General features: G+C 70.2%; 21 protein-coding genes. 13 read left to right on the forward strand and 8 right to left on the reverse strand.

What is annotated here, in order from left to right; all coding sequences use genetic code 11:
- The first annotated feature begins 168 nt into the window (after positions 1–168).
- From smc to EDC64_RS06145, 12 genes are all read left to right on the forward strand, one after another.
- Positions 169–3,621 carry a chromosome segregation protein SMC gene (gene smc / locus EDC64_RS06090; protein WP_132030357.1) on the forward strand — a complete coding sequence of 1,151 codons (3,453 nt, stop codon included), beginning with the start codon at positions 169–171 and terminating at the stop codon, positions 3,619–3,621.
- 162 nt (positions 3,622–3,783) lie between these two features.
- Positions 3,784–4,161, forward strand: a complete 378-nt coding sequence (locus tag EDC64_RS06095; RefSeq protein ID WP_132030358.1) for an AtpZ/AtpI family protein — start codon at positions 3,784–3,786, stop codon at positions 4,159–4,161.
- 72 nt (positions 4,162–4,233) lie between these two features.
- Positions 4,234–4,986, forward strand: coding sequence for a F0F1 ATP synthase subunit A (locus EDC64_RS06100; RefSeq protein ID WP_132030359.1), 753 nt, complete (start codon positions 4,234–4,236; stop codon positions 4,984–4,986).
- A gap of 48 nt (positions 4,987–5,034) precedes the next feature.
- Positions 5,035–5,262, forward strand: coding sequence for a F0F1 ATP synthase subunit C (locus EDC64_RS06105; protein WP_132030360.1), 228 nt, complete (start codon positions 5,035–5,037; stop codon positions 5,260–5,262).
- Between the two features lie 66 nt (positions 5,263–5,328).
- Positions 5,329–5,925: a F0F1 ATP synthase subunit B gene (locus EDC64_RS06110; RefSeq protein ID WP_207915918.1), complete on the forward strand. Its 597-nt coding sequence runs from the start codon at positions 5,329–5,331 to the stop codon at positions 5,923–5,925.
- Between the two features lie 78 nt (positions 5,926–6,003).
- Positions 6,004–6,498, forward strand: a complete 495-nt coding sequence (locus tag EDC64_RS06115; protein WP_207915920.1) for a F0F1 ATP synthase subunit B family protein — start codon at positions 6,004–6,006, stop codon at positions 6,496–6,498.
- Between the two features lie 106 nt (positions 6,499–6,604).
- The gene (locus EDC64_RS06120) at positions 6,605–7,774 is read left to right on the forward strand and encodes an SGNH/GDSL hydrolase family protein (RefSeq protein WP_165933655.1); all 1,170 of its coding nucleotides are present in this window, start codon (positions 6,605–6,607) and stop codon (positions 7,772–7,774) included.
- Positions 7,775–8,410: 636 nt separating this feature from the next.
- Positions 8,411–9,355, forward strand: a complete 945-nt coding sequence (gene htpX / locus EDC64_RS06125) for a zinc metalloprotease HtpX (protein ID WP_132030363.1) — start codon at positions 8,411–8,413, stop codon at positions 9,353–9,355.
- A gap of 91 nt (positions 9,356–9,446) precedes the next feature.
- Positions 9,447–10,784 (forward strand): RsmB/NOP family class I SAM-dependent RNA methyltransferase, encoded by a 1,338-nt coding sequence (locus EDC64_RS06130; protein ID WP_132030364.1) that lies wholly within the window; start codon positions 9,447–9,449, stop codon positions 10,782–10,784.
- Positions 10,785–10,827: 43 nt separating this feature from the next.
- Positions 10,828–12,543, forward strand: a complete 1,716-nt coding sequence (locus EDC64_RS06135; RefSeq protein ID WP_245504558.1) for a heparinase II/III family protein — start codon at positions 10,828–10,830, stop codon at positions 12,541–12,543.
- A 50-nt stretch (positions 12,544–12,593) separates the two neighbouring features.
- Positions 12,594–14,183: a bifunctional phosphoribosylaminoimidazolecarboxamide formyltransferase/IMP cyclohydrolase gene (gene purH / locus EDC64_RS06140; protein ID WP_132030366.1), complete on the forward strand. Its 1,590-nt coding sequence runs from the start codon at positions 12,594–12,596 to the stop codon at positions 14,181–14,183.
- Between the two features lie 171 nt (positions 14,184–14,354).
- Positions 14,355–17,021, forward strand: coding sequence for a bifunctional acetate--CoA ligase family protein/GNAT family N-acetyltransferase (locus EDC64_RS06145; protein ID WP_132030367.1), 2,667 nt, complete (start codon positions 14,355–14,357; stop codon positions 17,019–17,021).
- Between the two features lie 66 nt (positions 17,022–17,087).
- Here EDC64_RS06145 and hemH read toward each other — a convergent pair whose 3' ends face one another.
- A complete protein-coding gene (gene hemH, locus EDC64_RS06150) occupies positions 17,088–18,143 on the reverse strand; it encodes a ferrochelatase (protein ID WP_132030368.1) in 1,056 nt (351 codons plus the stop codon).
- Positions 18,144–18,152: 9 nt separating this feature from the next.
- On the reverse strand, positions 18,153–18,470 hold the full coding sequence (hmuQ, locus tag EDC64_RS06155) for a heme-degrading protein HmuQ (RefSeq protein WP_132030369.1): 318 nt from the start codon (positions 18,468–18,470) through the stop codon (positions 18,153–18,155).
- Positions 18,471–18,707: 237 nt separating this feature from the next.
- Here hmuQ and EDC64_RS06160 point away from each other — a divergent pair, with 237 nt between their 5' ends.
- Entirely contained in the window at positions 18,708–19,547 is an 840-nt protein-coding gene (locus EDC64_RS06160; RefSeq protein WP_132030370.1) for an SDR family oxidoreductase, read from the forward strand.
- A gap of 51 nt (positions 19,548–19,598) precedes the next feature.
- On the opposite strand, the gene EDC64_RS06165 is transcribed toward EDC64_RS06160, so the two are convergent.
- The 6 genes from EDC64_RS06165 to EDC64_RS06190 form a co-directional block, all read right to left on the reverse strand.
- On the reverse strand, positions 19,599–20,435 hold the full coding sequence (locus EDC64_RS06165) for a metal ABC transporter permease (protein ID WP_132030371.1): 837 nt from the start codon (positions 20,433–20,435) through the stop codon (positions 19,599–19,601).
- Positions 20,435–21,298: a metal ABC transporter permease gene (locus tag EDC64_RS06170; protein WP_132030372.1), complete on the reverse strand. Its 864-nt coding sequence runs from the start codon at positions 21,296–21,298 to the stop codon at positions 20,435–20,437. Before EDC64_RS06170 ends, EDC64_RS06165 begins: the two co-directional genes overlap by 1 nt.
- Positions 21,295–22,173 (reverse strand): manganese/iron ABC transporter ATP-binding protein, encoded by an 879-nt coding sequence (locus EDC64_RS06175; RefSeq protein ID WP_132030373.1) that lies wholly within the window; start codon positions 22,171–22,173, stop codon positions 21,295–21,297. Before EDC64_RS06175 ends, EDC64_RS06170 begins: the two co-directional genes overlap by 4 nt.
- On the reverse strand, positions 22,170–23,093 hold the full coding sequence (locus EDC64_RS06180; RefSeq protein WP_132030374.1) for a metal ABC transporter substrate-binding protein: 924 nt from the start codon (positions 23,091–23,093) through the stop codon (positions 22,170–22,172). The genes EDC64_RS06175 and EDC64_RS06180 overlap by 4 nt, the downstream gene beginning before the upstream one ends.
- Positions 23,094–23,196: 103 nt before the next feature.
- Positions 23,197–24,222 (reverse strand): glycosyltransferase family 2 protein, encoded by a 1,026-nt coding sequence (locus EDC64_RS06185; protein WP_132030375.1) that lies wholly within the window; start codon positions 24,220–24,222, stop codon positions 23,197–23,199.
- Positions 24,212–26,524 (reverse strand): glycosyltransferase family protein, encoded by a 2,313-nt coding sequence (locus EDC64_RS06190; RefSeq protein WP_132030376.1) that lies wholly within the window; start codon positions 26,522–26,524, stop codon positions 24,212–24,214. Before EDC64_RS06190 ends, EDC64_RS06185 begins: the two co-directional genes overlap by 11 nt.
- Positions 26,525–26,837 lie beyond the last annotated feature (313 nt).

The following is a 26,837-nucleotide window of genomic DNA, read 5'->3' on the forward strand; positions in this document are numbered from 1 at the left end:
CGCGCCGGCCGCCGCGGCGGCGCGCCGGCCGGGCCCGAACCGAGCAAAGTCAAAGCGTCGGGCGCGGTCGCGCCTGTGGACCGCGCGGCCCCCGGCCTTGCTCCCGGCCGATTCGCGCCGCACGGTGGATTTGACCGCAACCTGCAGAGGCTGGCACATCGCCGCGCGATGAAGTTTACCCGTCTCCGGCTTCTCGGCTTCAAGACCTTCGTCGAGCCGACCGACATTCTCATCGAGCCCGGGCTCACGGGGATCGTCGGGCCGAACGGGTGCGGCAAGTCCAACCTCGTCGAAGCCATGCGCTGGGCCATGGGGGAAAGCTCCCACAAGGCGTTCCGGGCGCAGGATATGGACGATGTGATCTTTGCCGGCACCACGGGGCGCCCGGCGCGCAACGCCGCCGAGGTGGTCCTGCATCTCGACAATTCCGACCGCACCGCGCCGGCCGCGTTCAACGACAATGACGCGCTCGAAGTGGTGCGGCGGATCGAACGCGGGGCGGGGTCGCACTACCGCATCAATGGCCGCGAGGTCCGCGCCCGGGACGTCCACCTGCTGTTCGCCGACGCCTCGACCGGCGCGCGCTCGCCGGCCTTGGTGCGGCAGGGCCAGATCGGCGAGATCGTCGGCGCGAAGCCGGCGGCGCGGCGGCGCATCCTGGAAGAGGCGGCGGGCGTCGCCGGCCTGCACGCCCGGCGCCACGAAGCCGAATTGCGGCTCAAGGCGGCGGAGCAGAACCTGCTGCGCCTGGAGGATGTCGTCACCCAGATCGGCGCGCAGATCGAGGGGCTCCGCCGGCAGTCGCGGCAGGCGGTGCGCTATCGGGCCTTGTCCGAGGACGTGCGGCGCAACGAGGCGGCCCTGCTGTGGAGCCGATGGCGGGAGACCGACCAGCAGCTCGCCGAGGCCGAGCGCGCGGTCGAGGCGGCGGTGCGCGACCTCGCCGAGCGGACCCGCGGCCAGGCGGAGGCCGCCCGCCTCCAGGCGATCGCCGCCCACCAGCTCCCGGCGCTGCGCCAGACCGAGGCGGAGGCGGCGGCGCGGTTGCAGCGGCTCGTCCTCGCGCGCGGCGAACTCGACCGCGAGGGCGAGCGCCTCGCCGCGCGGCGCCAGGATCTGGAGCGCCGGATGGCGCAGCTCACCCAGGACATGGCGCGCGAGCGGGCTTTGTCCGCCGATGCCGCCGGCGTCCTGGCGCGCCTATCGGCGGAGGCCGAGGATCTGCGCGGCGAACAGGAGCGCTCCGCCGCCGCCGCCCGCGATGCTGGCCTCGCTCTGGCCGAAGCCGAGCGCCATCTGCTCGGTGCGGAGCAGCGGCTGGAGGAGCGCACGCGGGCTTATGCCGATATCGGCGCCCGCCGGTCCGCGCTGGAGGCGCAGCAGCGCGACGCCCGCGCCCGGCTGACGCGCGCCGCCGCCGAATTGGCCTCGGTCGAAGCGGAGGAGGTGCGCCTGCGCCGCGAGGCGGGGACGGAGGATCTCGACCGTCGGCGCGCCGACGCGGCTTCGGCGCGCGACCGGCTGGCGGAGGCCGACGCGGCGGCAATTGCGGCGGAGGCCGAGCAGGGCGCGGCACGGCAGGAGGCGGAAGCGCTGCGGCCCCGGCTCGGCGATGCGGAGCGCACGTTCGGCCGGCTGGACGCCGAGGCGCGCACGCTGGCCAAGCTGCTCGCCACCGCCGACCGCCGGTTTCCCCCGGTCGTCGATCTTCTCACGGTGGCAAAAGGCTTCGAGGTCGCGCTCGGGGCCGCGCTCGGCGACGATCTGGACCTGCCGGTGGACGCGCGGGCGAACGCCCGCTGGGCCGGCGCGGCGCCGGATCCGGCGGATCCCGCTCTACCCGAGGGGGCGGCGCCGCTCGCGCTGCATGTGGCGGGTGCACCGGCGCTGGCGCGGCGCCTCGCCCAGATCGGCGTCGTCGCGAAGGCCGAGGGACCGCGCCTTCAGGCGCAGCTCAAGCCGGGACAGCGGCTGGTGTCGCGCGAGGGGGACGTCTGGCGCTGGGACGGCCTGGTCGCGGCGGCCGACGCGCCGACGGCTGCGGCGCGTCGGCTGGCGGAGCGCAACCGGCTGGCCGACCTCCAGCACGAGGTGGAAGCGGCGCGCCGCGCGCTGGCGACGCTGCGCGCCGAGGCGGGCGAGCGCGACGCCCGGCTGAAAGCGGCCGCCGGCCGCGAGATGCAGGCCCGCGAGGCGCGGCGCACGGCGCAACGCCTCGCCGATCAGGCGCGGGAAGCGGAGAGCGCGGCCGAGCGCAAGGCCGGCCAGCATGCCGCCCGGCTTTCGGCGCTCGGCGAGGCCCGGGTTCGGATCGCGGTCGGCCGCGACGAGACCGAGGCCGCGCTCGCGCAGGTCGAGGCCGGTCTCGCCGCCTTGGAGGCGCCGGCGCTGATCGACGCGGCCCTTGCCGGAGCCCGGGGCGAGGCGGCCCAGGCGCGCGCCGGCGTGGCCGAGGCGCGTGCCCTCGCCACCGGGATCGACCGCGAGCGCGCCGGGCGGATCAAGCGGCTGGAGGCGATCGCCGGCGAAGAGCGCTCCTGGCGCGAGCGGGCCGGCGGCGCCGGGGACCGCATCGCCGCGCTCGAGGCGCGGCGCGCCGAGGCCGCGCAGGAACTGGCCGAGACCGAACAGGCGCCGGCCGAACTGATCCGCCAGCGGCGCGCCTTGATGACCGAACTCGAGACCGCCGAAGCGGCGCGCCGCGCCGCCGCCGACCGGCTCGCGGACGGCGAGGCGGCGCTCGCCGCCGCGGACCGCGCCGCCCGCGCGGCGCTCGAGGCGATGTCGGGCGCCCGCGAGGAGGCCGCGCGCGCCGAGGGGCGGGTCGAGGGCGCGCGGCAGCGCCGCGCGGATGCCGCGCGCGAGATCGCCGACGCCTTCGAGGGGCCGCCCGAGGCGGCGCGCGGGGCAGCCGGGCTCCCGCCCGGCGCAACGCCGCCGCCGCTCGCCGAGATCGAGGCCGCGCTCGATCGCGCGCGGCGCGACCGCGAGCGGCTGGGCGCGGTCAATCTGCGGGCGGACCTCGAACTTCAGGAGGCGGAGGACCAGCTCGGCACGCTGACCCGCGAGCGCGACGACCTGAACGAGGCGATCAAACGCCTGCGCTCCGGCATTCTGAGCCTCAACCGGGAGGCGCGCGAACGGCTTCAGGCGTCGTTCGTCGTGGTCGACGGACATTTCCGCAAATTGTTCGACACGCTGTTCGGCGGTGGCGAGGCGCAGCTGATCCTGACCGAGGCGGACGATCCGCTGGAGGCGGGGCTCGACATCATCGCCCGGCCGCCGGGCAAGAAGCCGCAGACGCTGTCGCTGCTCTCGGGCGGCGAGCAGGCCTTGACGGCGATGGCCTTGATCTTCGCCGTCTTCCTCACCAATCCCGCCCCGATCTGCGTGCTGGACGAGGTCGACGCGCCGCTCGACGACGCCAATGTCGAGCGCTTCTGCAATCTGCTGGACGAAATGACGCGTCTCACCGACACCCGCTTTCTGACCATCACCCACAACCCGATCACCATGGCGCGCATGGATCGGTTGTTCGGCGTGACCATGGCGGAACGCGGGGTTTCGCGGCTGGTCTCCGTCGACCTCCAGGGCGCCGAGCGGTTACGTGAGGTGAGTTGATCTGCCGCGGCGCACTGCAGCACGGAAAATCTCCTAGTAAAATCAAAGTTTTGCGACGAGTTAGGCCGTCCTTGACACCCATTTTGGCCGCAACTATGGTGCCGCGCGGTTTCGGGGACCGCACGTCGCGGGTGTCCTCCTCCCGAAGCCGGAGTTCACGCCATGCCCAAACGTTCGGATTCCGGCCCACGGGAACCGGGCGAAAGGCCGGCAGACCAAGGCGTGGAGGCGGGTGATCCTGCCCTCTCCGAACGGCTTCAGCGGCTCAATGCCGCGCTTGACAAGGCGCGGCCGAGAGACCAATCGCAGCCGGGACAGGCGCAGTCGGGCACGTCGACGGCATCGGGCATGGCCATGGCCTTCCGGCTGGGGTCAGAGTTCGTCGCCGGGGTTCTTGTCGGGGCCGCGATCGGCTGGGGCATCGACCAGGTCTTGGACCTGGCGCCCTGGGGGATCCTGGTCTTCACGCTGATCGGTTTCGGTGCGGGCGTCGTCAATATGATGCGCGCGGCAGGCGAATTCGGTCACAAAAGGTCCTGAGGGCTCCGTCCTTCAGGGTCAGGCATCTATGAGGCGCGGCATTCGCCGCACGACACGAGGGGCGCGCGTCGGATGACCATCGATCCGATCCACCAGTTCGAAGTGCAGCGCTATGTCGAGCTGCTGCACATCAGCGGGGTGTCGTTCAGCTTCACCAACGCTTCGGCGTTCATGATCGGCATTGTCGGCGCGATCTTCCTCTTCCTCACCTATGCGACGCGCGGCCGGACCCTGGTCCCGGGCCGCATGCAGTCGGTGGCGGAGATGAGCTACGAATTCATCGCCAAGATGGTGCGCGATTCCGCCGGCACGCAGGGAATGGTGTTCTTCCCGCTGGTCTTCTCGCTCTTCATGTTCGTGTTCGTCGCGAACGTGATCGGCCTCGTGCCCTACACCTTTACGATCACCGCCCACATCGTCGTCACGGCGGCCTTGGCCTTGCTCGTGATCGGCACCGTGGTGGTCTACGGCTTCTACAAGCACGGCATGCACTTCCTGCATCTGTTCGTGCCGTCGGGGGTGCCGAGCTTCCTCCTGCCCTTCGTGGTGCTGATCGAGGTCGTCTCCTTCCTGTCGCGCCCGATCAGCCTGTCGCTGCGTCTGTTCGCCAACATGCTGGCCGGGCACATCGCGCTGAAGGTCTTCGCCTTCTTCGTCGTCGGGCTGGCTTCGGCCGGAATTGCCGGCTGGTTCGGCGCAGTGCTGCCGTTCTTCATGATCGTGGCGCTGACGGCCCTCGAACTCCTGGTCGCAATTCTGCAGGCCTACGTGTTCGCGGTGCTGACCTCGATCTATCTCAACGACGCGGTCCATCCGGGTCACTGACCCGGGCCGCCCTGTCTTCAATCGTCAGGTTTCTCAAGGAGCAGAACTATGGAAGCGGATGCTGCAAAGTACCTGGGCGCCGGTCTCGCCTGCCTCGGAATGGGCCTTGCCGGTATCGGCGTCGGTAACATCTTCGGCAACTTCCTCTCGGGCGCGCTGCGCAATCCGTCGGCGGCCGACGGCCAGTTCGCTCGCGCCTTCATCGGTGCGGCGCTCGCCGAAGGTCTCGGCATCTTCTCGCTGGTCGTCGCCCTGGTTCTGCTCTTCGTGGCCTGAGCCGGGCGGTCCGCCGGCCGGGACCTCCCGGCTGCGGCGGCGTCCGGTCCAGCGGGAATGCGCATCATGATCGTCACATCCAAGCTGACAGCGTCCGCTTCACTCTCCACCGTCCTGCTGATCGCGGGAACGGCGTTGGCTGCGGCCGCCGAGGCCGATCATGGCGGCGGCTTCCCGCCGTTCAATCCCGCCACCTTCGGCTCTCAGCTGCTGTGGCTGGCCGCGAGCTTCGGCGCCCTCTATTTCCTGATGAGCCGGGTGACGCTTCCGCGCATCGGCCGCATCCTGGAAGAGCGTCACGACCGGATCGCGCGCGATCTGGAAGAGGCGAGCCAGCGCCGGGCCGAAAGCGAGGCGGCCCTCGCCGCCTATGAGAAGGCGCTGATCGAAGCGCGCAACAAGGCCAATGCGATTGCCGGGGAAGCCCGCAATCGGTTGAACGTCGAGACGGAGACCAACCGCAAGAGCCTGGAAGCGACGCTCGCGGCCAAGCTCGAGGAAGCGGAAGGTCGGATCGAGGCGACCAAGACCGAGGCGCTTTCCCATGTCCGCGGCATCGCGGTCGACACCGCGCAGGCGATCGTTTCGGCGCTGGTCGGCGTGACGCCGCGCATGGAAGATGTGGAAAGCGCCGTCGATGGCGCGCTGTCCAAGACCCATTGAGGCGCGCGGGCACCGCCCGCGCCTTTCCCTGTCCGCGCAGCGCGGCAGACAACGAGACCGGATGATCGAGGATCAGCCATGAACGACATGCAATTGGCCGAAGTCTGGGTCGCGGTGGCCTTTCTCGTGTTCGTCGGCATCCTGATCTATTACGGCGTGCACAAGACGATCGTCTCCGCGCTCGACGCGCGCGGCGCGCGCATCGCCGCCGAACTCGACGAGGCGCGCCGCCTGAAGGAAGAGGCGCAGAAGCTCGTCGCCGAATACAAGCGCAAGCAGCGCGAGGCCGAGACAGAAGCCGAATCGATCGTCACCGCCGCGCGTGCGGAAGCCGAGCGTCTGGCGGCCGAAACCAAGACCAAGCTCGAGGACTTCGTCGCCCGCCGCACCCGCATGGCGGAAGAGAAGATCGCGCAGGCCGAGACCCAGGCCATCGCCGATGTGAAGGCGTTCGCGGCCGATGCCGCCGTGCGGGCGGCGGAGGGGCTGCTCGGCCGCGTGGCGCACGAGGCCGACACCGCGGAGCGCGTGATGAACGCCGCGATCGCCGACGTCAAAGCCAAGCTGAACTGAGCCGGCGCCGCGTCTGCCGGCCGGGTCCCCTTCACGGTCCCGGCGCTTTGCGGCAGATTTCGCCCGCCCTTGAAACCGCCACGCGGGTGGTGTCATGTCGTGCGGCATGAGCCGCCTTCTTCCCCGCCTCGCCTGGATGTTCGCCGCCCTGCTGCTGGCCGGAGCGCCGGCGGGGGGCGCATATGCGCAGGACATTCTGCGCCCGCCGGGAAACGTGCCGCGCCCCCCCGCCAACGTGCCCCAGGGCGGCTTCAACCTGTTCGGCGGCTGGACGCTGTTCAAGCCGCAGCCCGCTCCGGTCGAGGCGCCGCCGCCCAAGCGTCCGCCGCCCGAGCCGGAGGGGACCGTCCATGCCAGCGCCGACGCGGCGGTGGAGGGCAAGAAGCAGCCGCCCACGCAGTTCGTCCTGGTCCTCGGCGACCAATGGGGCGGCCAGCTCGCGCAGGGACTGGCCGACCTCTATGTGCGCGACCGGTCCAATCCGGCGGTGGTCGGCCGGACCGACGACGAGGCCGGCTTCCTGCCCCCCGACCAAGCGGGGCTGCCGGACATCCTGCAGACCATCCCCCAAGCCGTCGCGGACGCCAAGCCGAATGCCGTGGTCCTGGCGCTCGGCGCCAATGATCTCAGGCCGATCCGCGATGGCGATCAGAGCGTGGAGCCGCTCACCGACCGCTGGAACGAGTTGTTCGGCCGCCGCGTCGACGAGGTCCTCGCCGCCCTGCGCGCCCGTGCCGCGGGCGTGATTCTGGTCGGCCTCGCGCCGGTCCAGAATGCGGCGACCTCGGCTCAATACGAGAAGATCAACGACATTCTGCGCACCCGGGCCGCCCGCGCGGGCGCCACCTTTGTCAGCGTCTGGGACGGGTTCGTCGACGAGGAGGGAAAATATGCCGCGTCCGGCCCCGCCGTCGACGGCCAGCGCCGCCGGCTGCGGCTCGGCGACGGCGTGCGCTTCACCCGCGCCGGGTCGCGCAAGCTTGCTTATTTCGCGCAGAAGGACGTCACTCGCCTGCTGGCGGAGCCGGCGCCGGAGATCCCGGGCGTCTTGGACGGCCGGCCGCAGGCGCTTTCCTTGACGGACGGGCCGCGCGGCGCGAGTGCGCTGGTGGGCGCGGCCGCGGTGCCGGCTTCGGTGCCGGCCGGGGACGCGGCGCGCGCGCTGACCGAGGGCGCGCCCCTCGAGGCCGTTCCCGGCCGGGCGGACGATCATTCCTGGCCGGCGCGCGCCTTCGCCCCGCCCGCACCCGCCGCGCGGGATGCCGCCGCGCCTTAGGGCCGATCCGATCATCTCCACCACCAAGAGCGGACCCGGATCGGCGACGCGGACCTGTCGCCGGTTCGCCTCACCGGCAACGCGGCGACACCTCCGCCGCCGCCTGTCCCGCCGCGGGACGCCGTCTCTCTGCGCCCGCAACGCAAGGGGAACGGAATCGGGGCGAATCGCGGGCCTGTGCGCGTTCGCGGTCCGTCCCGGGTCCCGGCCGCCGCCTGTCCCGCAGCGGGACGCCGTCTCTCTGCGCCCGCAACGCAAGGGGAACGGAAGCGGGGCGAATCGCGGGCCCGCGCGCGTTCGTGGTCCGTCCCGGGCCGCGGCCGCCGCCTGTCCCGGGGCGGGACGCCGTCTCTCTGCGCCCGCAACGCAAGGGGAACGGAAGCGGAGCGAATCGCGGGCCTGCGCGCGTTCGCGGTCCGCCCCGGGCCGCGGCCGCCGCCTGTCCCACAGCGGGACGCCGTCTCTCTGCGCCCGCAACGCGGCGGGAACGGACCAGGGGCGAATCGCGGTCCGGCGCCCGATCTCGCTTTGTTCGGCCCGCAAGCGTGCCCTTGCGACACGCCGAATGCATTCCCATCCTAATAGTGCACCGCACGATTGCGGGGCGGGTGCGGCATCGGCCGCGCGGAGGAGACAATGAATTACCTGCGGACGGCCATCCTGCTTGCGGGTCTGACCGCCCTCTTCATGGTGGTGGGCTTCGTCATCGGCGGGCGGGGCGGCATGATGATCGCCTTCCTCGTGGCGGCAGCCATGAATCTGTTCAGCTATTGGAATGCCGACAAGCTCGTGCTGCGGATGTACGGCGCGCGCGAAGTCGACGAGCGGACCGCGCCCGATCTGGTGCGGATGGTCCGCGATCTGGCGGCGCGGGCCGAACTGCCCATGCCGAAGGTCTATCTGATCGACAATCCCCAGCCGAACGCGTTCGCGACCGGGCGCAATCCGCAGAACGCCGCGGTTGCGGCGACCACCGGCCTGCTCCGGATGCTCAATCGCGACGAGATCGCCGGGGTCATGGCGCACGAACTCGCCCATGTGAAGCATCACGACACGCTCACCATGACGATCACCGCCACCATTGCGGGCGCGATCTCGATGCTGGCGAATTTCGGCCTGTTCTTCGGCGGCGGGAACCGGGAGAATAACGGCTCGCCGTTCGGCATGATCGGCACCATTCTGATGGTGTTCCTGGCGCCTTTGGCCGCGATGGTGGTGCAGATGGCGATCTCCCGCTCGCGCGAATACGTGGCCGACCGCACCGGCGCGGAAATCTGCGGCCAGCCGCTCGCCCTCGCCTCGGCGCTGGCGAAGATTTCCGGCGCCGCCCATCAGGTGCAGAATTACGAGGCGGAGGCGAACCCGGCCACCGCCCACATGTTCATCATCAACCCGCTGTCGGGGGCGCGGATGGACAATCTGTTCTCCACCCATCCGGCCACCGAAAACCGGATCGCCGCGCTCCAGGATCTGGCGCGGCGGATGGGGGCTGCGGGCAGCGGCAGCTTCATGCCCCGCACCGCGCCCTCCGGTCCGTGGGGCGGAAATGCCCGGCGCGGCGGGCGCGGGCCCTGGGGCTGACGCCGGCGGACCTTGGCGCGGTTCGGGTCCGGACACCCCCGAACCGCGCGCGGCGGTTGCCTTCCGCCGCGCAACGGCTTACCTGCGCGCCATGAGATCCCCGAACCGTCCGAACCCGACCGGCCCCCGCCCCGCGGCGCCCGGCCTCGAAGCACGCCGCCGAGCCGCCGACGCGCTGGACCGCGTGCTGCGCTCCGGGGCCTCCATGGACGAGGCCCTCCAGGATGCGCCGGCACTCGAGCCGCGCGACCGGGCCCTCGCCTTCCATATCCTCGCCGTGTCGCTGCGGCGCCTCGGCACGCTGCGCACCCTGCTCGCCGGCATGCTGGAGCGGGGTCTGCCGCGCTCGGCGCCGCGCCTCGAAGCGATCCTTCTCACCGGGGCGGCGCAGATCCTGTTCATGGACGTGCCGGACCATGCGGCGGTCGGGCTGGCGGTCGACCTCGCCCGCAGCGACCGGTCGACCGGCGGCTATGCCGGCCTTGCCAATGCCGTTCTGCGGCGTGTCGCCCGCGAGGGTGCGGCCCGGCTCGCGGACATCGATCCGCTCGCGGTCGACACGCCGGACTGGCTGCGCCGACGCTGGATCGACACCTACGGCGCCGACACGGCGGCGGCGATCGCCGCGATCCACGCGAAAGAGCCGGCCCTCGACATCAGCGTGAAGGCGGATCCCGAACTCTGGGCCGAGCGCCTGTCCGGCGAAGTCCTGCCGACCGGCACGGTGCGCGTGCTCCAGGCGGGCCCGATCCGCGCGCTGCCGGGCTTCGCGGAGGGCGCCTGGTGGGTGCAGGATGCCGCCGCCGCGCTTCCCGCCCGCCTGCTCGGTCCGGTCGCCGGACTCCGGGTCGCCGATCTGTGCGCCGCGCCGGGCGGCAAGACCGCCCAGCTCGCCGCTGCGGGCGCCCAGGTGACCGCCATCGACCGGTCGGGAGAGCGGCTCGTCCGGCTGAAGGAAAATCTCGCGCGCCTCAACCTCGCCGCGACCTGCGTCGCGGCCGACGCCGCCACCTATCAAGGCGGGCCTTTCGACGCGGTCCTGCTGGACGCGCCATGCACCGCGACCGGCACGCTGCGCCGCCATCCCGACATTGCTTGGAGCAAGCGGCCGCAGGATATTGCGACGCTGGCGGCGCTCCAGGCGCGCCTGCTCGACCGCGCTTTGGATCTCGTGCGGCCCGGCGGCCTCCTGGTCTATTCGACCTGCTCGCTGGAGCGGGAGGAGGGCGAGGACCAGATCGCCCGGCTGCTTTCGGCGCGTCCCGATGCCGAACGGGTGCCGATCGACGCAAAAGATGGCGCGGCCGTCGCGGCGTTCACGACTCCTCAAGGTGATTTGCGCACTCTGCCCTGTGACTGGATGCGGGGAGAACCGGAGCGTTCCGGGCTCGACGGCTTCTTTGCAGCCCGCTTGCGCAAACGCGACTGAGGACCGACCCGTCCGAATGACCCGGGCAGCCATTGCAGAACGCATGCGCCTAGCGGCCTTTCTGGCGGGGCGTACCGTCCGTTCCCTGCTCTCGCGGACGCCCGCGGCGCCGCTGACGCTCGGCCGCGTGGCGGTCCCTGTGCCCGAGCGCCTGCTGATCGCCCCGCAGGACCTGCGCACCGGGGATGCCACCCGCGCCAGCGAGATCTATGCCGGGCGCTTCGCCTTCTCCGGCAAGATCGCCATGCTGGAGGGCCGCACCCCCTTCGAATTGGAGCCGCCCTCCGAGGAATGGGCCGAGACGCTGCACGGCTTCGGCTGGCTGCGGCATTTGCGGGCGGCGGGCACCACGATCGCCCGCGCCAATGCCCGCGCTTTGGTCGGCGACTGGATGCGCGATCCCGGCTATGCCCGCGCGATCGCACAGCGCCCTGACGTGGCGGCGCGGCGCATCATCTCCTGGCTCACCCAGGCCCCGTTCGTGCTCCAGGATGCGGACCACGATTTCTACCGGCGCTTCATGCGCTCGGTGGCGCGGCAGGTCCGGCATCTCCGGCGCGCGGCGGGCGATGCGCCGGACGGCTATCCCCGGCTGATCTCCCTGATCGCCCTGGCGTTCGCCGGACTGTGCATGTCCGACCAGACCCGCCTGATGCGCGCCGCCCAGAAGCGCCTGATGGAGGAACTCGACCGCCAGATCCTGCCCGATGGCGGGCCGCTGACCCGCAGCCCCGGCATGCTGATCGCGCTGCTGCTCGATCTTCTCCCGCTGCGTCACGCTTATGCCGCCCGCAACCAGCCGGCGCCGCCGCCGCTGATGAATGCGATCGACCGCATGATGCCGATGCTGCGCTTCTTCCGGCACGGCGATGGCGCGTTTGCCCTGTTTCACGGCATGAGCCACACGGCCGCCGATCAGCTCGCCACGATCCTCGCTTATGACGATGCCCGCGGCGTGCCGGTCGCGAATGCGCCGCATGCCGGCTTCCAGCGGCTGGAGGCGCACGGCACCGTCGTGATCGCCGACACCGGCGCGCCCCCGCCGCTCTCGGCGTCCGACGAGGCGCATGCCAGCTGCCTGTCGTTCGAGATGTCGAGCGGACGGCACCGCATCATCGTCAATTGCGGCATGACCGAAGTGAACCGCGATCGCTGGCGGCAGGTCGCGCGGGCCACCGCCGCCCATTCCACGGTCGTGGTCGGCGATACCTCGTCCTGCCGGTTTCTCCAGGTCGGGAGCTTCGCCCGGACGGTGGGGGCGCCGATCATTTCCGGGCCGCGGGATGTCCCGGTGCAGCGCGGCGGGCGCGAGGGCGCGGTCCTGGTCCGGGCGCGGCACGACGGCTATGCGGAGCCCTTCGGCGTCCTGCATCAGCGCTCCTGGCGGCTCGCCGCCGACGGGGCGCGGCTCGACGGCGAGGACCAGTTCAGCGCGCCGCCGGGCGCGACCCTGCGCGCCGTGCCGTTCTGCGCCCGGTTCCATCTTCACCCGGCGATCGAGGTGGAGCGGCTGGAGGATGCGGCGACGGTCCTTTTGACGGTGCCGGGCGGCGAAGCCTGGGCCTTCGTCGCGCCCAACCAGACCGTTGCGGTGGAAGAAAGCGTCTATCTGGCGGCACCCGACGGCCCGCGCCGCAGCCTGCAACTCAGCATTACCGGCGCTTTGCCGGAAACCACGCGCATCCTGTGGACCCTCGTGCGGACGCGCGAGAGCGATGCGCCCCGCGGATACGCACGCGGGGGCCGGCGCGGCGGGTGACGGGCGGGGCCGGCCGTGTTAGGCGAGCCTGACGCGACCGGAGTTCCCAAATGACCGCCGATATCCGCCCCGTCACCCGTGCCCTCATCTCGGTGTCCGACAAGACCGGGCTGATCCCCTTCGCCGCCGCTTTGAGCAAGGCCGGAGTGCAGCTGATCTCGACCGGCGGCACGGCCAAGGCCCTGGCCGAGGCCGGGCTGAGCGTGATGGATGTCGCCGAACTGACCGGCTTTCCGGAAATGATGGATGGCCGCGTGAAGACGCTGCATCCCCGCGTCCATGGCGGCATCCTGGCGGTGCGGGCGGATGCCGGTCACCAGGCGTCGCTGGCCGAACACGCGATCCTGCCGATCGACCTCGTCGTGGTGAACCTCTATCCGTTCGAGGCGACCATCGCGAAGGGCGCCGATTTCGAAACCGCGATCGAGAATATCGATATCGGCGGACCTTCCATGATCCGGGGCGCCGCGAAGAACCACACCGACGTCGCGGTGGTCGTGGATGCCGCCGATTATGCCGCGGTGACGGGCGAGATCGAACTGCATGGCGGCACCACGCTGGCGCTGCGCCGCCGCCTCGCCCAGACCGCTTATGCCCGCACGGCGGCCTATGATGCGGCGATTTCCAACTGGTTCGCGGGGGAGCTGAAGCTCGCCGCGCCGGCCTATCGGGCGGTCGGCGGCCGGCTCTGCGAGGAATTGCGCTACGGCGAGAACCCGCACCAATCGGCCGCCTTCTATGCCACGGGCGAGGCCCGGCCCGGCGTCGCCAGCGCCCGCCAGGTCCAGGGCAAGCAGCTCTCCTTCAACAATATCAACGACACCAACGCGGCCTTCGAGTGTGTCGCCGAGTTCGATCCGGCCCGCACGGCGGCCGTCGTCATCGTCAAGCATGCCAATCCGTGCGGCGTGGCGGAGGCCGCCTCGCTCGACGACGCCTATCGCAAGGCGCTGGCCTGCGACCCGGTTTCGGCCTTCGGCGGCATCATCGCCGTCAACCGCCCGCTCGACGCGGCCGCCGCCCGCGCGATGACCGAAATCTTCACCGAGGTGATCATCGCGCCGGACGCCTCGGAAGAGGCGATCGCCCTCATCGCCGCCAAGAAGAATCTGCGCCTCCTCCTCACCGGGGGCCTGCCGGACCCCGAAGCGCCGGGTCTCGACATTCGCAGCGTCGCGGGCGGCCTCCTGGTCCAGGGGCGCGACGTCGCCCGGGTCGATGCGATGGACCTGAAGGTGGTGACGCGGCGCGCGCCGAGCGCGCGGGAACTGGCGGATCTGCGCTTCGCCTTCCGGGTCGCCAAGCACGTCAAGTCCAACACCATCGTCTATGCCCGCGACCTCGCGACGGTGGGAATCGGCGCCGGGCAGATGAGCCGCGTCGATGCCGCCAGGATCGCCGCCCGCAAGGCGCAGGATGCGGCGGAGGCGGCCGGGCTCGCCGATCCCCTGACCAAAGGCAGCGTGGTGGCGTCCGACGCCTTCTTCCCGTTCGCCGACGGCCTCCTTGTGGCAGCCGAGGCGGGTGCGACGGCGGTGATCCAGCCGGGCGGCTCGATGCGCGACCAGGAGGTGATCGCCGCGGCGGACGCGGCGGGCCTCGCCATGGTGTTCACCGGCGTGCGGCACTTCAAGCACTGACGGGTCCCGCCGGGCGCGTCGGGCGCGCTTCTGCGATCGGCGCGCTCGGGTTGCCGGGTTGCGCGGGCGGCGGCGTTCGGGCAGCCTTTTGCGCCGCGTCAAGGCGCCGGGGTGCCGGAGCCGCCAAGGGAGGGCGACGCTTCGGAGCGGCTGAAACGAGCGAGGCAGCCCATGACGACCCGCAATCTCGACGCCTTGTTCCATCCCGCCGCCATCGCCCTCGTGGGCGCCAGCAACCGGCCCGGCTCGGTCGGCTCGGTGATCGCGCGGAACCTGTTCGAGGCGGGGTTCGACGGCCCGATCCTCACGGTCAATCCCAAGGAGCGCGCCATCCGCTCCTCCCTGAACTATGCCGCCATCGCCGATCTGCCCATTCCGGTCGATCTCGCGGTCGTGGCGACGCCGCCGGACGCGATTCCCGGCGTGATCGCCGAACTCGGCGCAAAAGGGTGCCGCGCGGCCGTGGTGATCACGGCCGGGTTCGGCGAGGGGGACCGCGCGGAAGGCAAGGATCTGCGCCAGAAGATGCTCGACGCGGCGCGCCCGCACCTGCTGCGCATCGTCGGCCCCAATTGCCTCGGCGTCCTGTCCACCGGGCCGCGGATCAACGCCTCCTTCGCCCATCTGATGCCGAAAAAGGGTGACGTCGCCTTCGTCACCCAGTCCGGGGCGATGGCGACGGCGGTGCTCGACTGGGCCGATGCGCGCGGGTTCGGCTTCTCGCACATCGTCTCGCTCGGCGACATGGCGGACGTCGATTTCGGCGACCTGCTCGACCATCTCGCGATGGACAATTCCACCCGCGCCATCCTGCTCTATGTCGAGAGCATCACCGATGCGCGCAAATTCATGTCGGCCGGGCGCATCGCTGCGCGCACCAAGCCGGTGATCGTGATCAAGGCCGGCCGGAGCGCGGCCGGGGCCAAGGCGGCTTTGTCCCATACCGGGGCGCTCGCGGGATCGGACATCGTCTATGACGCCGCGTTCCGGCGCGCCGGCATGCTGCGCGTCTACGAGCTGCGCGAATTGTTCGAGGCGGTGACCACGCTGTCCTCAGGGCTGCGGCTGAAGGGCGACCGCCTCGCCATCCTGACCAATGGCGGCGGGGCCGGCGTGCTCGCGACCGACGCGCTCGAGGGCACGCCGGGCCGGCTGGCCGCGCTCGGCGAGGCGACCATCGCGCGCCTCGACACGGTGCTGCCGGCGACCTGGTCGCGCGGCAATCCGGTCGACATCATCGGCGACGCGCCCGGCAAGCGCTATGCCGACAGCCTCTCCGCGCTGCTCGGCGATCCCGGCACCGACGCGGTGCTGGTGCTGAACTGCCCGACGGCGGTGGCCGATTCCACCGAGGCGGCGGACGCGGTGATCGATACGCTGCGGACCCGTCCCGGCGCCCCCGTCCTCACCTGCTGGCTCGGCGAGACCGCGGTGGCCGAGGCGCGCCGCCGGTTCGCGGCACGGCGGGTGCCGACCTATGAGACGCCCGACGAGGCCGTGCGCGCCTTCATCCATCTCGCCGCCTATCGCCGCAACCAGGCTTTGCTGATGGAAACGCCGCCGGCGCGCGCCTTCGACGAGCCGGACCGTGGGCGGGCGCGCGAGATCGTCCGGCAGGCGGTCGCCGCCGGCCGCGCCACCCTGACCGAGTTCGAGGCCAAGGGCGTGCTCGCGGCGTACGATATTCCGGTGGTCGCGACGCGCCTCGCCCATACCCCGGAGGAGGCGGCGCAGGTGGCGCAGGAGATCGGCCGGCCGGTGGCGCTGAAGATCCTCTCGCACGACATCACCCACAAGACCGATGTCGGCGGCGTGCGGCTCGATCTGCGGACTGGCGAGGCGGTCGCGGCGGCGGCGCGCGCCATGCTGGAGACGGTGGCGCAGCGCCGGCCCGACGCGCGGCTCGACGGCTTCACGGTGCAGGAGATGATCCACCGTCCCGAGGCCCACGAACTGATCGTCGGCATCAGCAACGACGCGACCTTCGGCCCGGTGATCCTGTTCGGCGAAGGCGGGGTGGCGGTCGAGGTGATCGCCGACCGGGCGGTCGCGCTGCCGCCGCTCAACCGGCTGCTGGCGCGCGAAATGATCGAGCGCACGCACGTGTCGCGGCTGCTCGCGGGCTATCGCGATCGCGCGCCGGCCGACATGGCGGCGATCGAGGCGACCTTGGTGAAGATTTCGGATCTGCTCGGTGACATCCCGGAAATCTCCGAGCTCGACATCAATCCGCTGCTCGCGGACTCCGCCGGGGTGATCGCGCTCGATGCGCGCATCGTCGCCCATCCCGCGACCGGCGCCGGCACCCGGCATTTCGCCATCCGGCCTTATCCGTCGCGGCTCGCCGGCACGCTCGCTTTGACCGACGGCCAGATCCTGCGCTTCCGCCCGATCCGTCCCGAGGACGAGCCGGCTCTGGTCGACATGGTGCGGCGTTCCGATCCCCAGGATGTCCGCATGCGGTTTCTCGGCGCGCTGAAGGACTTCCCGCACCTCATGGCGGCGCGTCTGTCGCAGATCGACTATCACCGCGAAATGGCGCTGGTCGCGCTCAACGACCTTCAGGAAATCGTCGGCGCGGTCCGGATCATCGCCGATCCGGACAATGAAGAGGCCGAATATGCCATCATGGTGCGGTCCGACCAGAAGGGGCGGGGCCTGGGCTACGGCCTGATGACCGAGATTCTCGCTTATGCCCGCGGCCAGGGGCTGAAGCGGGTGTTCGGCGACGTGCTGCGGGAGAACCAGCCCATGCTGCGGGTCGCCGAGGATCTCGGCTTCACCGTCCGCGCCGGCAGCGACGATCCGACCCTGGTGCGCGTCGACCTCGATCTCTGAGGGAGAGCAGCCCGCGCCGGTGTCACCCGCGCCGCCGCGGGTGACGGGGGCAGAAGGCCCGCGCGCTCAGGTCCGGCTGGCCATCCAGCCGGAAAGCTCGCGGCGCACCACGGTTTCGATCACCCGCATCCCCTCCTCGGTATCGTTGAGGCAGGGGATGGCGGCGAACTTCTCGCCGCCATTGTGCAGGAAGATTTCGCGGTTTTCCCCGCCGATCTCCTCCAGCGTCTCCAGGCAGTCCGCGGTGAAGCCGGGATTGACGATGGCGAGCCGCTTCACCCCGCTCTTGGCCAGCGCCTCCACCGTCTTGTCGGTATAAGGCTGAAGCCATTCCTCGGTGCCGAAGCGCGACTGGAAGGTGATGCGGAACCGCTCCGGCGACATTTCCAGGCGCTCGCGCATCAGGCGGCCGGTCTTCATGCAGTGGCAATGATAGGGGTCGCCTTTCTCCAGATAGGATTTCGGCACGCCGTGGAACGAGGCGAGGATCACTTCCGGCTCGAAATCGAGCCGCGCGAGATGCGCTTCGAGGGAGATGCAGACATTCTCGATATAAGCGGGATCGTCGTGCCAGGGCGGGGCGATACGCACGATCGGCTGCCAGCGCATGGTCTTGAGCGCGTCGAACGCCTTGTCGCAGACGGTGGCGGTCGTAGCGGCGGCATATTGCGGATAGAGCGGGACGATCAGGATGCGCTCGCAGCCCTGCTTCTGCAGCGCTTCGAGCCGTTCGGCGATCGGCGGCTTGCCGTAGCGCATCGCCCAGTCGACGATCAGGCGCGGATCCTCGCGCGTGATCGCCGCCGCGAGCTTCTCGGCCTGCGCGCGGGTGATGGTCTTCAGCGGGCCCTCATCGAGCGCCTTGTTCCAGATCGTGTCGTAATCCTTGCCCTTGGGACCGGGCCGCTTGGTGAGGACGATCAGGTTGAGGACCAGCCACCAGACGACGCGATTGACCTCGATGACCCGCGGGTCGGACAGGAATTCCTTGAGATAGCGGCGCATGGACCAATAATCGGTCGCTTCCGGCGTCCCGAGATTGACCAGCAGCACGCCGATGCGCCCGAAGGCGACCTGGGGATGGCCGGGCGGAAAATGGGTGGTGTCGGCGATTTTCAGCATGGCGGCCGCTCAGGCGCCGCGCTGCGAGAGGACGGCCTCGAAGCCCTCGAACTCGGGATGGCCGAGATAATGCACCTTGTTGGCGCCGGCATCGCGATGCGCCGCGCGGAAGGCTTCGGAGCGGGTCCAGTCTTCGAACGCGGATTTCGACCGCCAGAGGCTGTGCGAGGCATAGAGCGTATGGTCCTCCTTGGTCGCGCCCTTGAGGAGGTCGAAGGACACGAAGCCCGGCACCTCGGCGAGGTGGCTGTCGCGCTCGCGCCAGATGCGCTCGAACTCGGCCTCCGAGCCGGTCTTCACCTTGAAGCGGTTCATCGCGATGAACATGGTGTTTCTCCTCGTTCGTGGCAGACGCGCGGGCACACCGCGGGTCCGCCGCACCGCTTCCGGTGCCCTTGATAGGGATGCGCGCGCCGTTCGGATCGCTTGAGCCCGATCGAAATCCGCGTCGAGACACACCTGCGCGATCTCGCGGCCGGATTCTATCCCGCCCTTGCGCGTGGGACGCAAGGGCGCTCTTTTTCGCACCCGACCGCATCAGTCCCCAGAACGCAGGAGCGCGCCATGACCTCTTCGTTTCGCCATCCCGCCCTCGCCGCCGGCCGCGTCGCGGTCGTCACGGGCGGCGCCTCCGGCCTCGGTCTTGCCGCCGCGCGGCGCTTCGTGGCCGCCGGCTTGAAGGTCTGCATCGCCGATCTGCCGGGCGACCGCCTTGATGCCGCGCAAGCGGCCCTCGGCGCCGGCTGCCATGCCGTCGCGGTCGACGTCAGCCGCCGGGACGATGTCGAGCGGCTGCGGCGCGAGGCGGAGGCCAGTCTCGGCCCGGTCGACGTGCTGATGAACAATGCCGGAATCCAGCCCGGCAGCAGCCTGTTCTCCGATCCCGAGGGCTGGCGCCGGGTGATCGAGGTCAATCTCTGGGGCATCATTGACGGCAGCCAGGTGTTCGCGCCGGCGATGATCGCGTCGGGCCGGCCGGGGCTCATCGTCAATACCGGTTCCAAGCAGGGCATCACCACGCCGCCGGGCGACCCGGCCTACAATGTCTCCAAGGCCGGGGTGAAGGTGTTCACGGAGGCGCTCCAGCACGAATTGCGCGGCACCCCCGGCTGCGCGGTGACGGCGCATCTGTTCATTCCCGGCTTCGTCTTCACCCCGCTCGCCGTGCGCGGACGCAGCGACAAGCCGGCCGGCGCCTGGACCGCCGAGGAGACGGTGGATTTCATGCTGACGCGCCTCGATGCCGGCGACTTCTACATCCTGTGTCCCGACAATGACGTGAGCCGGGCCGTGGATGAGCGCCGGATCCTCTGGGCGGCCGGCGACATCGTCGAGAACCGTCCGCCGCTGTCGCGCTGGCACGGCGCCTATGATGCGGCTTTTGCAGACTTCCTGAAGGGATGACGGCCAGTCCGCTCTTCATCGAAGGGTGTCGACCCTCCGCCATGTGACGTGTCAGCCGAGCCCGGCCTGGGCGCGCCGCACCCGGACCGTGGAGACCGCGAAAGCGGCGAGGAAGCCGATCGTCATCAGGAGCACGATGGTCGGGGCCGGCGCGCTGTCGATGAAGAAGGAGAGATAGACCCCGCCGAGCGCCGCGGCCACCGCGGCGGCAACGGCATAGACCATCATCCGGCCGAAGCTGCGGGTGAGCAGGAAGGCGATGGCGCCGGGGGCGATCAGCAGGGCGATGGCGAGGATGAGGCCGACCGCCTTGAGGGCGCCGACGATCGCGAGCGAAAGCAATGCGAGCAGCCCGTAATGCAGGACATCGACGGGAAGCCCCGTGACCTTGGCCTGAACCGGGTCGAAGGCATGGACCAGCAGATCGCGCCATTTTACCAGGATGAGGCCGGAGACGACGCAGGCGATGAGGCCGCTCTCCAGAATGTCCGGAAATTCCACGCCCAGCATGTCGCCGAACAGGATGTGGTCGAGGTGCACGTCCGACTGGATCCGCGTGTAGAGGACGATGCCGAGCCCGAACATGCCGGAAAACACCACCCCCATGACGGTGTCCTGCTTCACCCGGGAATTGGCCTTGAGATAGCCGGTCAGCAGCGCGCATCCCATGCCGGCGGCGAACGCGCCGGCCGAGAGCGGAATGCCGACGATGTAAGCGAGGACGACGCCGGGCAGGATCGCATGGGAGATGGCGTCGCCCATCAGCGACCAGCCCTTCAGCACCAGAAAGCAGGAGAGCAAAGCGGTCGGCACCGCGACCAGGACCGAGATCAGGAGCGCCGAGCGGATGAAGTCGAACTGGAACGGCAGAAGGAGGGTCTCAAGCATCACGCCGCCTCCGGCCGCTTCAGCACGTCGGCGGCGCGTCGGCGGGCGGCGATCAGGCCGTGCTTGGGCGCGAAGACGAAGGCGGTGAGGAAGAGGAGGGTTTGAAGCACCACGATCACCCCGCCGGTCGCGCCGTCGAGGAAATAGGAGATGTAGGCGCCGAAAAACGAGGTCATGGCGCCGATCGCGACCGAGAGGGCGATCAGGCGCGGAAACCGGTCGGTCAGCAGATAGGCGGTCGCGCCCGGCGTCACCACCATGGCGACCACCAGGAAGGCGCCCACCGTCTGGAGCGCGGCGACCGTGGACGCGGACAGGAGGGTGAAGAACATCGCCTTCAGCAGCAAGGGGTTGAGGCCGATGGTGCGGGCATGGTTCTCGTCGAAGAAGGTCACCATCAGGTCCTTCCATTTCAGCAGCAGGATCGCGAGCGAGACCGTGCCGATGATGACGAGCTGGAGCGTGTCCTCGGGCGTGATGGCGAGGACGTTGCCGAGGATGATGGTCTGGATGTTCACCGAGGTCGGCGAGAGCGAGACCATGAACAGGCCGAGGCCGAAGAAGGAGGTGAAGATCAGCCCGATGATCGTGTCCTCCTTCAGCCGGGTGCGCTGGTTGAGGAACAGCATCGCGGCGGCAGCGAGCGCGCCGGAGAAGAAGGCGCCGATCGCGAAGGGAAGGCCGAGCATATAGGCGCCCGCCACGCCGGGCACGATGGCGTGGGACAGGGCGTCGCCGATCAGCGACCAGCCCTTCAGCATGAGATAGGCCGACAGGAAGGCGCAGACCGCCCCGACCAGGGCCGACACCCACATGGCGTTCAGCATATAGCCGTAGCCGAAGGGTTCGAGGAGCAGGCTCATGTCTCGGTCCGCTTGGCCGGCTCGCCGTCCGCCTTCAGCAGCAGAGGGCGCTCTTCGTCGGAGAGCATCGCCACCTCGCCATCGCCCGAGCCGAACGTCATGTGACGCAGCACGCCGCCGAAGGCGCGCTCGAGATTCTCGCGCGTGAACACGTCTGAGGTGAGGCCGGAAGCCAGGACCGTGCGCTTGAGCAGGACGGTGCGGTCGCAGAATTCGGGGATCGAGCCGAGATCGTGGGTCGAGACCAGCATGACCCGGCCTTCGGCGCGCAAGCCGCGCAGCAGCTCGATAATGGCTTCCTCGGTCTTCACGTCGACGCCGGTGAAGGGCTCGTCGAGCAGGATCACCCGCGCGTCCTGGGCGAGGGCGCGGGCGAGGAAGACGCGTTTGCGTTGTCCGCCGGAGAGTTCGCCGATCTGGCGGGTGCGGAAGTCCGTCATGCCGACCCGGTCGAGCGCGGCGGCGACCGCGTCATGGTCGGCGGCCCGCGGCAGACGCAGGAAGTTCATGCGCCCGTAGCGGCCCATCATCACGACGTCCTCGACCAGAACGGGGAAGGTCCAGTCGACCTCCTCGCTCTGGGGGACATAGGCCACGAGATTGCGCTTCAGCGCCGCCGGGACGGGCAGGCCGAGGATCGAAATCTCGCCGCGGGCGGCCCGGACGAATCCCATGATCGCCTTGAACAGGGTCGACTTGCCGGAGCCGTTCACCCCGACCAGAGCGGCGATCGTGCCGGTCGGAATGGCAAAGCTGGCATCGATGAGCGCGGTATGGCCGTTGCGGTAGGTGACGGTGACATTCGCGACGCGCACCCCGTCCACCGCCTCCGGCGGAGCGTGCGCGGCCGACCGGGCGAAAGCGGGCGCGTTCATTGCGATCCGCTCTTGTTCGCGAGCCCGTCGGCCACCGTCTGCGCGGTGACGCGCAGGAGATCGAGATAGGTCGGGGTCGGTCCGTCCGGCGGGGAGAGGCTGTCGACATACAGAACCCCGCCATAGCGGGCGCCGGTCTCCCGCGCCACCTGCTTGGCCGGGTCGGGCGAGACGGTGCTCTCGGCGAAGACGACGGGGATCTTGTTGGCTCTGACCGCGTCGATCACTTTGCGTACCTGTTGCGGCGTTCCCTGCTGATCCGCATTGATCGGCCAGAGATAGAGTTCTTTCAAGCCGAAGTCGCGGGCGAGATAAGAGAAGGCGCCCTCGCTCGTCACCAGCCACCGGCGGTCGGGCGGGATCTGATCGATCGCGGCGCGGATCGGTGCGATATCGGCCAGGATCTTCGCCTTATAGGCCGCCGCATTGGCGGTATAGGCCGCGGCATTGGCGGGATCGTATTTCACGAAGGCGTCGCGGATGTTGTCGACATAGATCAGCGCATTGTCGGGGGACATCCAGGCATGGGGATTCGGCTTGCCGCGATACGGCCCCTCCGAAATGCCCAGCGGCACGACGCCCGTGCTCACCACGACGCTCGGCACGTTCTTCAGGCGACGGAAGAATTTCTCGAACCACAGTTCGAGGTTCAAGCCGTTCCATAAGATGAGCTGTGCGTCCTGGGCCTTCAGGATGTCGCCGGGGGTCGGCTGGTAATTGTGGATCTCGGCGCCCGGCTTGGTGATGGATTCGACCACTGCCGCATCGCCGGCGACGTTCCGCGCCATGTCGGCAATCACCGTGAACGTGGTCACCGCCTTGAATTTCGGCTGTGCCGGCTGCTGCGCCGACACTCCAGTCGCGAACGGCGAAAGCGTGGCGGCGAGAAGGCCTGCCAGAACGAGGCGGCGCGGGAGCATGCGGGAACCTGCATTTGAGAACGAGTTGCAGAAATATGGCATAAGTTTCTCGCAAACGCAAATCAGTCGCAATAAAAGCCGGATGGACCCGCGCTCCGAGGCGTCAGGCCAGGGGGCGGGCGCGGACGATCGGGCCGCCGCGTGCGAGGCCGGCCTGCGGGCGCGGCGCGAGGACGTCGCGCACCTCGACGGCGGCGGGATCGGAGAGCCGGACCTCGACGTCCCGGTCGGGCATCGCGGCCCGCAGCGGAGGGATCGCCGCCTCGGGCAAAGCGACGGCGAGGCCGAAGCGCCACATGCGCCAAGCCACGACGCCGGCTTCCACCAGCGAGAGGCCCAGCGCGTCGGCGAATGCCGCCATGGCGGCGGGCGCGGTCCGGCTCAGCGCGAGCTTTCGCAGGTCGGCCCGCAACAAATCGGAGGCTTTGCGCTGCCGGTCGCCGTGGCGCTGCGAGACCGCGCCGGGCGAGACGGTGTATTCGTAGAGCACCTCGCGCAGCATGCGCGGCTTGAAGAAGCGCAGCCACAGGCTCCACAAGGCGAAATCCTCGCACGTCTCGTAGCAGGCGAGATGCGGGTAGCCGCCCAAAACGAGATAGATGTCGCGGCGGGCCAGAACGCTGCCGTGGGGAAACGGGCACCCGACGTCCACGCAAAAGTCCAGGATCGGCTCCCAGTCGGCGGGACGCACGTGCTCGGCCAGCGTCTTGCCTTCGGGGGAGACCAAAACCATGCCGGTCGCCGTCAGGGTGAGATCGGGATCCGCGGCGAACAGAGCGGCTTGCCGTTCGATCTTTCCCGGCCGCCAGACGTCGTCGGCATCGAGGCGCGCCACGAGGGGGTGGCGGGCGGCTTGAAGACCGGCATTGAGCGCGCTCGTCACCCCCATATTGCGGGTCTGCCGGAGGAACCGGACGCCGATGCCGGCCGGACCGAGCGCGGCCTGCGCCTCGGCCACCGGCCGGGGGCTGCCATCGTCGACCACCACCACCTCCATTGGTCCGGGGAAGCGTTGGTCGCGCACCGATTCGAGCGCCCGGCGGAGCATCGGGATCCCGGGCTCGGCCCGCCGAAGGAGGACCGGAATGACGACGGAAATCGCCGGCTCTGCGCCGCGCTCATCCAGCATGCGCCGCTGCGCTCCGCAGAAACTGCATCTTGGCGAGGATCAGGTGACCGCCGGGCGACGGATGGCGGATGGCCGGATTGTGGAAGTCGAAGTCCATCAGATCGCGGTAGAATCGGCCGATCCCGCGCCGTGCCGCCGCCTGCCGGCCACGGTCCTGAACCCGGGCGAGACACAAGGCGTGATGGGCGGGGTCGCGCTTGGACGGAGCATTGCCGTCGCCGATCAGGAGAAACTCGCCGACGGCTTCGGGGATGAGGTGAAAGCGGCAATCCGCTGCGAGCAGCGAGACCAGGAAGTCCCAGTCCTCGAAATAATCCACGTCCTCGAGGGCGCGGACGCCGGACTCGAGCAGAACGTCGGTGCGCACGGCGTAACTGTTGGTCGGGATGAAGTTTCCGGCGACGAGGCAGCTCGCGGGCAGGGGCATGTGGGCGGGCTCCGGCGCGCCGCCAAGCGGGCGCCGGTTGACCAAGGCATAGACGACGTCCGCCCCGGTGAGGCGGAACCCTTCCACCATGCGGGAGGCGAACAGGGGGTAATAGATGTCGTCATCGTCGAGCAGGCACAGATATTGGTAGGCCTGCGCGTTTGCGGCGAGATGATCGAGCCCGACATTCCAGGGATGGCCGCGGCGGCGGCTGGTGTCCGGCGCATGCAGGAAGAGGGTGCGGCCCTCCTTGCGCGGCGCCGTGCGCTGGACTTCGGCAAAGGTCGCGGCATCGGCGTGTACGATCACGGCGGCGGTGAGCGGTTCGGACTGCCGGTAGATCGAGCCGAGCGCCTCGGCCAGAAGGTCCGGACGCCGGCCCTGGGTGCGCACGAGGCAGAGGCCGTGCACGACCGGCGCCCGGGGCGCGGCCGGCTGCCGCTGCTCCGGCCAGGTGGCATCGACGAGGCGCCGGATCGCGTCGGCGCGCGCGGATCTCGCGCGCTTGGCGCCCTCGGAGCGGGGGAGGGGTCCGGCCCGCCGCCCGAGCACCGGCTCGGGAATGGCGAGGATCGGCTCGCGGCTCGCGGCGCGCAGCACCAGGTCATACGTGTCGCCGCCGGAGAAGCGCGGGTCGAAACCGCCGAGCGCGGCGCACAAATCGGCCCGCAGGAATGCGACCGGCTCGCCGCTGTCCGCCTGGAAGACGAGGTCCGCGGCGCCGAGGGGCGGGTCGCAGCGCCGGATCGCGGCATCGTTGCGGTCGAGCTCCACCCGGCCCGGGCAGATGCAGCGGCAGAGGGGGAAGGTGCGGGCATAATGGGAGAGAAGGGCCAGCGCGTCCGGCGCGAGGATCTCGCCCGGCGGGAGATGGACCACGAAGTCGCCGCGCGCCTCCGCCAGGGCGGCATTTCTCCCCTCCGCCGAACCGCGCCACGCGCCGCCGGGGAGAAGTCGGGTCGCTGCCCGCACCTCGTGGGAGAAGGCCGCTTCGATTTCCGCGACTGCGCACGCGGGGTCGCCATTGACCACGATCCATTCGACCAGAGCCGGAACGGGAGCGGTCCGCGCGTGTGCGAGCAGCACCCCGATCCAGCCGGCTGTGCGCGCGAATGCCGCCCGGTCGCCATCGAACACCGTGACGATCGAGAGCGAGGGATGCGGTGGACTGGGCGGCACATCCGGTGCGGCGGTGCGGGTGAGAATGTGCTCCTGCAACAGTTCCACCGGCCCGAGGCGCATGAGCCAGTCGGCACCCGAATCATCGGAATGGGGCGTCCGCGCGGGCAAAGCCGCCGCATCGGCCGCGAACCCGGGCGCTCGGGGGCCGGGAAACACTTGGGCGCGGGTGAGGGCGGCGGCGCCATACCAGCCGCGTTCGCGTTTCCGTCCGCCGCGAACGGCCGCATGGGTCAGCGCGCGGCTCTCGGTCGCGAGGGTCGGGTCCGTGCGCCGGCCGGACAGCAGATAATGGGTGAAAGGTTCGACCCCACTCGCGGCGACGGCGCGGTTCATGCTGAGATAGAACAGCGGATCGAAGTCCGCGCGCGGCCGCCGGCCTTCCCACGCACCCTTCCGAACATAGTGGACGAGGGGAGACAGGCCGGTTCTGGTAATCTCGGGATAAGCGGCTTCATACCAGTCCGGGTCGAAGGCATCGGTTTTCTTCAGCCGGGCGATGTCGCGCAGCGCGCTCAGCCGGCGCTCGAGCTTGTGCAGAGGGGAGAAGCGCTTCTTGAAGCGGTGCCAGACGGCGGGCCTTTCGGGGGCGGCGGCCGGGCCGACGGCGGGGGTCTCCGCGGCCGTCGCATGGCGTACGCGCGCAGGCCGAGGGCCCCGGGACCCGTCCGTGGTCACGTCAGCGCCGTCCGACACGATCCCCCACCGTCAATATGTGCCATCCCCCGGAGTGAGGAGTCCTGGCATCGATCTTTGTCTGGCCGCGCGCCGGTGCCGCTCGAACCGCGGCGCCCGCCCCCCGGCGTGTGACGCGAAGGCCGGCTTTATAGCAGACTTCGCGACATGACACTCTCGCCAATCGGCATCCCTTGCAAAGCTCAAGTTTGGCCGCGTCGCATCCGGCATGGACGCGCAGCGCCGAGACGGGCCGGACGGAAGCGACCTGCAGCATGGCGACCGACACCGTCGGCGGGCGAGTCGCCGGACCCTTGATTTCCCGCATTCTCAA

Source organism: Aquabacter spiritensis, from assembly GCF_004346185.1.
Classification (GTDB): domain Bacteria; phylum Pseudomonadota; class Alphaproteobacteria; order Rhizobiales; family Xanthobacteraceae; genus Aquabacter; species Aquabacter spiritensis.